The sequence below is a fragment of the Deltaproteobacteria bacterium genome (assembly GCA_019308925.1).
In the GTDB taxonomy this organism is placed as follows: Bacteria; Desulfobacterota; B13-G15; order B13-G15; family RBG-16-54-18; genus JAFDHG01.
Map to the genome: position 1 here is coordinate 1 of JAFDHG010000090.1, position 7,088 is coordinate 7,088.

Below are 7,088 nucleotides of genomic sequence, written 5' to 3' on the forward strand. Positions count from 1 at the left end.
CTGGAGCCACTCTATGAGGGCGCTCAGAGGACATAGCCTCGACAACATCAGCCACCCCTATGACCCTTGCCTCCAGAAGTATCTCTTCACCCAATAGACCTAAAGGATATCCAGAACCATCCATCCTTTCGTGATGTTGAAGCACAATTTCGGCAATTGGCCATGGGAATTCTATTGTCTTCAAAATGTCATATCCGACCTGGGGGTGGGTCTTTATCAGAGTTAATTCTGCCTCGCTCATTTTAGAGGGCTTAATGAGGATTTCAACGGGTATACTTATCTCGCCGATATCATGGACCAATGCAGCCAAGAGTGTTCCAGTAGTTTGCTCTTGGGAAAGGCCCATCTCAATGGCGATGGCAAATGCTAGATTTGCCACCCGCTCTTGATGACCGGCCATGAAAGGATTCCTCATCTCCACTATCGACGCCATGGCCTGTATGGTGTCTTTTATTGTGCTTTGCAACTTCTCGAAACCCTGTTGAAGTGCCTCCTGGGTCCTTTTGCGCTCGGTGATATCCAGCAAAGAGGCCACACTCATCTTTGTCCCAGGGATCATCCCGATGGTCAGCAGGATGTCCCTGACCCTCCCCTCCCTGTTGATGAATCTAAACTCGTATCGCCTTGGTGCCAGCATGGGATCTATCCTGCGCAAACGATGATACTCCTTTATTCTTTCCAGATCATCCTTGGCCAAAAATTCCATCCAACTCTTCTTGCCCTCAATCTCCTCTTTCGTGAAGCCACTGAGCCTCTCAAATTCCGCATTGACCAAGGAAAGGGTTGTATCTTCCTCGATGATAACCATCGCCGTACCAGTGTTCTCAAATATCGCCTGATATCCACTCAATGAGCCCAGTTTCGCACTTGTTGCTTTACGGACACCTCCTGGGGCAATTCCTGTGCGCAGGGTTTTCGTTTTGACCATCCCATCCTCCTTCTTAAAAAGGTAAAGATTTCAATTTATCAAACATTAAGGACAAGAAAAGAATTACCCTTTATGTAGCAAGCAATTTTTATGGGGCTAAAGGAACAAATTAAAGTGCCCCTATTATACATTAGGATGACATTTTTTTCACTTGCATAATATTGTGTTTACAATCTGGACAAATGGGGGGTTTTACTAGCAATGTCTATGTCTTTTGGCCCCAATTTAGGGAGCGTTAACGACTGCAACCTACAATGAGGGATTCTTTCTACTTCACCAGAATAGAAAGGGGCAAAATGGAAACAATGACAAGAAATTGTAAAAATGACAAAAATTGTCACTTTAATACCTTGTTTTTTTACCTTTTCTTGGCAGTTTAATAATCATTAATAAATAGCTCATTGAATTATTAAATAATTTTAGCATGTTATAATACTTCAATTAATTTGGCATCTTTTTTGCTGAAAGAAGGCAAAATATTAAAGGGAGGTATTTAACATGAAGAAGATTGGTAAGATTCTCGTAATAGGCCTTGCAATTGCTGTATCATTGTGTTTTACTGCACCAGTTAGCGCAGAGAGCGATCTCGCGATAGGAGGGCCTGCGTCGGTTGATCTTGATTTTCAGATCACCATTCCAACTATCCTGTATTTACAGGTAGGAACCGCAGGGGCAACAATTGATACTGTCACATTTACTGTTGATGATCTGCCTGGGACAGGTGCTGTTGCACAGAATGAGGCTGCCATATACGTGCGAGCTGCAGGTTTTGTCGGTTCGGGTAGCACGATGACCCTATCCTCAGACTCTTCAAGCGCGCTGACTAATGGAACAGATAAAATTCCATTTGATGAGATTTCTTGGGCTGCAACTGGTGATTTTGCAGGTGGTGCTTTTGACAATGGTGCAGCCCAAAAACTGGATCAGTTCACCGGTTCCGGCAATCGAACCGGCACCTATACCTTCTCCTATGATAATGACACCTACTATCCGACTGGGACCTATACAGGAACGGTTACGTATACGCTGAGTTCACCCTAATTCTTTTAGCTATGATGAGGATCACCATCACGAAACATTTGGGCCGCTTTCTTCTAGCGGCCCTTGTCTTTATATGCAGTTTTTCTTATACAACAGACCTTATAGCACAGGGGCGTATTGTCGCCCAGGAGCCAGTGGATATCGTCATCCGATCAGCCCTTGCCCTCTTTCTTCGGGTGGGTAGCCCAGGGGGGACCGTTGATGTGGTCAGCTTTCACGTGACTGGTCTGCCCGGCTCAGGTCCTGTTCCAGGTATCTCTTCCGGGCAAAACCCGGTCCCGGTGCGAGCAAGGGCTTTTTTGCTCTTTGGCCAGATGATCTTGACTGCGGATTCCTCGGTCCCCCTTAACGATGGCTCCGGCAACACAATACCCTTCACCGAGATCAGTTGGAGGGGCACAGGAGGTATGCCCAGTGGTACCTTCAGCGGGGCTGCAGATCAGTTCATTGGCGCCACCTCTTTATCAAGGTTCCAGGGGGCAATGTCTTTTAATTATAGGAATATCCTGTACGTACCTGCAGGGACATACACCGGTCGAGTGACCTACACCTTGAGTTCACCATGATGCGCTGGATTGTATTTCTGCTGTGTTTTGTCCTATTTCCTTCTGCAGCCTTTGGCCAGGCCCTGGAGCTATTTCCGCGTACCATCAACCTGGAGATGAGGCCTGTTGGTCTCGACCTTTTTAAAAGCACAGAGGGTTTTCTGCAGATAAGGATAGAGACCCGTTCCCTCCACGGCAGCAGATGGCGTCTGTGGATAAAGATGGTGGTTCCCCCTGAATCTTTTGGCAAGAGGTTCAGACCCGAGGCCCTTTCCTGGAGGGCCCGGCCGCCCTTTATCAGCGGGAGTTTGCTTTCCAATGAAAAGGTACTTGTCGGTGAGGGGCCTATCGACGGCCGCAGGGTGGAGGGGAGGCTGGTATGGCAGGCTAGAGAAGGCCCTTCAACAGCTGGAGAGTACAAGGGCCGCATTATGCTGATCTTGGAGGAATGGCCGTGAAAAAAATCATCAAAATAGCAATTTTTGCCTCTATTACTCTCTTTTTTTCATTTTCAAATGGCCATGGGGGATTTTCCCTCGGCATCAGTCCTGTACGCTGGGAGGCCGCAGGCAAGCCCGGCAAGACCCTGAGAAAGGTGGTGGTGTTGACAGGTGGCGCGGGGGCGATCCAAAAGGTCAAGGTGGGCGTGGGTGACTGGACCCTCAGTGAGGATGGCGCTCCCATCTTCGGCAAGTCGGGAACCATGCCTGAATCAGCCGCATCCTGGATCCGCTATCATCCTGCTGAGCTAAACGTCTACCCACGGCAGAGGAAAATTGTACGGCTCTCAATCCGAATCCCGGATGCAACTCCCTCTGGTTGCTATCGTGTGGCCCTCTTCTTTGAACCCCCACAATCCGACGAGGAAGGAAGAAAGGGCGCTACGAGCGTGTTTTTGAGAGGAAGACTGGCCCTGCTCATCTATGTAACGGTTGGTGATGCCCGACCTGAAGGAGAGATTCTGGATACAGCCTGGAGGGTGATAATAAAGGGGAGAAAACCAGTTCCCGCTCTGAAGGTCCACAACCGAGGGAACGCCCATCTACGCATGAACGGTATCTTTGCTGCGCGCACCCTTTCCGGAAAGAAATTTGAGGGTATCATTCCCGCCTTACCCATACTCCCCGGGCAGACCCGCTGGATCCCCCTGGAATTTCAGGGGGAAGCACCACCGCCTAACTCAGACCTGGACCTGACCCTCCATGTTGACCTGGGCGATGGGGAACGTAAGGTAGGCGTAAAAATCCCTGGGAAAAGTGAGAGTTAAAAAGGGAATGGATTGTGGGGGAGAGGCCGTGGTTTTTAAAAAAAATCCTCATATTATCTCTCATCTTCTTGATCTTGCCCTCGATCTCTTCTGCCCTGGAAACAGGCGATGCCTATCTGGGTGTCTTTGGCGGATACCAGGAGGGGGTCTTCGGGGAAGAAGATCATACCCACTACTTTGGGCTGAAGAGCACATTATACCAGCCCACCCTCAACTGGGGCGACTATCGCTTCAAATTTCTGGGTTTTTACCGAAACAATCAGCACGATCAATTTAAGCTGGGCTATCTTGGCGCTGCAATGAAGGACCTTTGGCTCTCTCCGGGGTACCAGATGGATGCCTTCCTGGGTGACGGGTTTATGCACTTTGTTACCCCGCCGCTTATCTTCGAACATCTCGGCCTTCCAGGTCAGTCCTTAAGGGGGGTGGGGGCAGAGCTGCAATTTGAGCAGGGGGGAGTTGGATTACAGGCGGGCAGACTGACCGAAGGCGACTATCTGATTCCTGAGGCCGTCAACACCATCGATGAAGATTTGGTTGGCGCATATCTGAAGTGGAATGGCCCGAAAGGGAGCCGCTTAGCGGGCGCCATAGACTATGTGGAGGAAGAGGGCGAAGATCGTCTTCTTGCAACGCTCTACGGAAGCCTCCCCCTGGAGATCGGTGAGCTGCGAGTGGCAGGATGGTACGATTCAGTCAGCGATCAAATAGCGACCATCGCCGGAATACGGCGACCAAGACAGCAGCGATACGCGGAGGTCGGCTTTTTATATATTCCAGAGGATTTCAATTATATAAGTACGGTCGCCCCCTTGCCCAGAGGGGAAACGCTGCTCTTCGGGACCTACAGATTCAATGGAATCAGACGTGGATATTATATCGAGGGCAGCGGAGGCCAGATAGATGAATCAACAGGCCACACCTGGCTAATAAGGGGAAGCCTGGGTGGTTATTACCGCATCCTTTTGCGTGATATTATCAGCAGTGGATTACACTTTTCGTATCAAGACGCAGATTCAGGAAGCAGACAGGTAAGGCTAGATGAACATATTCGCTATACCCACAGACGGTCAAAATGGGACACATCCCTCCAGTTCCAGGCCATGCAGTGGTTTGATTACCCGGAAGCTGGAGAAGACCGCAACAGTGAAAAAACTCTTCGCTGGATCGGGGAGCTCAGGACCCATTACCGTTCAGGGAGCTGGGATGCCGGAGCGGTATTCAATCTGGAACACGGGGACACGAATGGCCAGGGTGAAGAGACCTCAGCCCTTATCAGACTGGAAGGGCGAACAACCATCTGGTTTGGCCTGATTGCAGGGGCTTTTTTTCAAGGTGGTATTGGATGGAGGGAAGATGGGCGATCAGAGGTCTACGGCGGGGGAATGGAGATCAGCTCTCCTCTTCCTTTGGGATGGCAGTTGCGGATCAGACTGAGGGCCCAGAGAAGCAATTTGCCGATAGACACAGGAACATATCTTGCGGATGGCTTAGAAACTACTCATACTACAGTCGACCTTTTCGCCATCATCGAACGCCGGACCTTCTGGGGGAAACCTACCCCTGTCATCGGTACCTTTGTGGGTCCCAAACCCAGGGGTATCGGAGTTATTAAGGGACGGGTCTTTGTGGACATGAACGGAAACGCCGTCTTTGACACCGGAGACAAACCATTAGGAGGGGTGGTAGTGCGACTTGATGAGGGTTTTCTCGTCGAAACCGATGTCCATGGTCTTTATCACTTCCCCAATGTCGCTTCAGGCCAGCATCATCTGAACCTCGACCCGGCATCCTTTCCCATAAATTATATCAACCCCAGGCCTGATGGTATACAGCTACAACTCTATCCCCGGGATAAAAGACATACAGACTGGCCGCTTAAGGTGCTTAAAGACAACAACTAACGTCATCCCACCCTCTAAAATAAGAGAATCCCCGAATCGGCCTCTAATTTGAGAGCCAAGATCAACAAACACCATTCTTCTCCTATCCCGCTTCTTCATCGGCGAAGGCGGCAGCGTTAACTTTATAATCATAATCTTATAGTAGGTTACAAAAACCGAATAAACGCCTCAATTAGCGCCCAAAAGGCCTTTCCTATTACGCGCACAATCCACCTATACAGCTTACAAATTCATGCTCTGTACTTTAAGCCATGGAAATAGTTCCATAAGCCTATGGAACGAATTCCATTCCTGATTTCATAAGTGAAATGATATCGACTCAATGGAGCCAAAAAATCCAATAATTACGGCAAAATAAGAGATGTTGAAGAAAAACAAAGAGAAAAGAGAGTTGGCATAAGAAATGCTGTAAAAGGGTTGAGCATAGAATGTGGCAAAAGGGAGGTGCAGTCACGTGGAGAAGGTCCTCGCATTAGGCCTGGCAATAGCTGTATCATTGTGTTTTGCTGGACCTGTTAGCGCAGCGAGTAATCAAGCGTCAGATGGTGGGTCTACACAAGTCAGACTCAATTTTCAGATCCAGATTCCAACTTTACTCCATTTAAGGGTAGGATCTGCGGGGGCGGTAGTTGATACCATCACATTTAATGTTACTGATGTTCCCGGAACAGGTGCAGTTCAGAGCACTTCCTCAGGAGGAAATCTTGTACCGGTACATGTAAGAGCATTTGTTCCCGCCGGCTCCACCATAACACTTAGCGCAGACTCTTCTACCCCACTGAGTGATCGCGGCAATTCGATTCCGTTTAGTGAAATTAGCTGGGTGGCTACTGACGATTTTAACAGTGGTCGATTTAATGATACGGCAAATCAACAACTGAATCAGTTCACCGGTTCCAACCATAAGCAAGGTACCTATACCTTCTATTACGATAATGACAGATACTATCCAGGTGGTACTTATAGGGGAACAGCCATCTACACATTGAGTTCACCATAATGATTCAAGCCATCAAGATGCTTACCAGCATATAGCATTCGGGCCGGCCCCTTCTGCCGGTCCTGTCTTTATATGCAATTCTTTCCAAGCCACTCTGGGGTTGGGCTGTTTTGTCTATAAAATTACAGTCATGTATAATGCTTCCGCGGCTGTTGATAGCGATGGGGATTGTCTTGTGGCCCTAGATAGATTCAGCCTTTAACCTCATCGATAGATGATTAAAGTCTTACCCCTAGATAGCCTACATTTCTAGTCCCGAGGTAATGCCTCACTTATCAGGGGAGGAGGACCTCTTATCCCCTCGCTTCAGAGCTTTCGCGGTGACCCTTTCGGGGTTCGCAGGCGGGGAATACTTGCCCCTTCCCCGCTCTAAAGGCGGGGCCTTCCCCTTCCTGCTCACCCT

The 7,088-nt window shown here is 49.0% G+C and carries 7 protein-coding genes; 6 read left to right on the top strand and 1 reads right to left on the bottom strand.

The features are described from left to right. Nucleotides 1–928: PAS domain S-box protein (locus JRI46_11810; GenBank protein ID MBW2040250.1), on the bottom strand; the 928-nt coding region annotated here is incomplete at its 3' end. A gap of 498 nt (nucleotides 929–1,426) precedes the next feature. On the opposite strand from JRI46_11810, the gene JRI46_11815 reads away from it, so the two are divergent. The 6 genes from JRI46_11815 to JRI46_11840 all read left to right on the top strand — a co-directional run bounded on the left by JRI46_11815 (nucleotide 1,427) and on the right by JRI46_11840 (nucleotide 6,685). Next, nucleotides 1,427–1,969: a hypothetical protein gene (locus JRI46_11815; protein ID MBW2040251.1), complete on the top strand. Its 543-nt coding sequence runs from the start codon at nucleotides 1,427–1,429 to the stop codon at nucleotides 1,967–1,969. A 134-nt stretch (nucleotides 1,970–2,103) separates the two neighbouring features. Then, nucleotides 2,104–2,535, top strand: coding sequence for a hypothetical protein (locus tag JRI46_11820; protein MBW2040252.1), 432 nt, complete (start codon nucleotides 2,104–2,106; stop codon nucleotides 2,533–2,535). Beyond that, nucleotides 2,532–2,972, top strand: coding sequence for a hypothetical protein (locus tag JRI46_11825; GenBank protein ID MBW2040253.1), 441 nt, complete (start codon nucleotides 2,532–2,534; stop codon nucleotides 2,970–2,972). Before JRI46_11820 ends, JRI46_11825 begins: the two co-directional genes overlap by 4 nt. Continuing rightward, on the top strand, nucleotides 2,963–3,781 hold the full coding sequence (locus tag JRI46_11830) for a hypothetical protein (GenBank protein MBW2040254.1): 819 nt from the start codon (nucleotides 2,963–2,965) through the stop codon (nucleotides 3,779–3,781). Before JRI46_11825 ends, JRI46_11830 begins: the two co-directional genes overlap by 10 nt. Nucleotides 3,782–3,795: 14 nt before the next feature. Beyond that, the gene (locus JRI46_11835) at nucleotides 3,796–5,685 is read left to right on the top strand and encodes a hypothetical protein (protein MBW2040255.1); all 1,890 of its coding nucleotides are present in this window, start codon (nucleotides 3,796–3,798) and stop codon (nucleotides 5,683–5,685) included. Between the two features lie 454 nt (nucleotides 5,686–6,139). Next, entirely contained in the window at nucleotides 6,140–6,685 is a 546-nt protein-coding gene (locus JRI46_11840) for a hypothetical protein (GenBank protein MBW2040256.1), read from the top strand. Nucleotides 6,686–7,088: the final 403 nt, after the last annotated feature.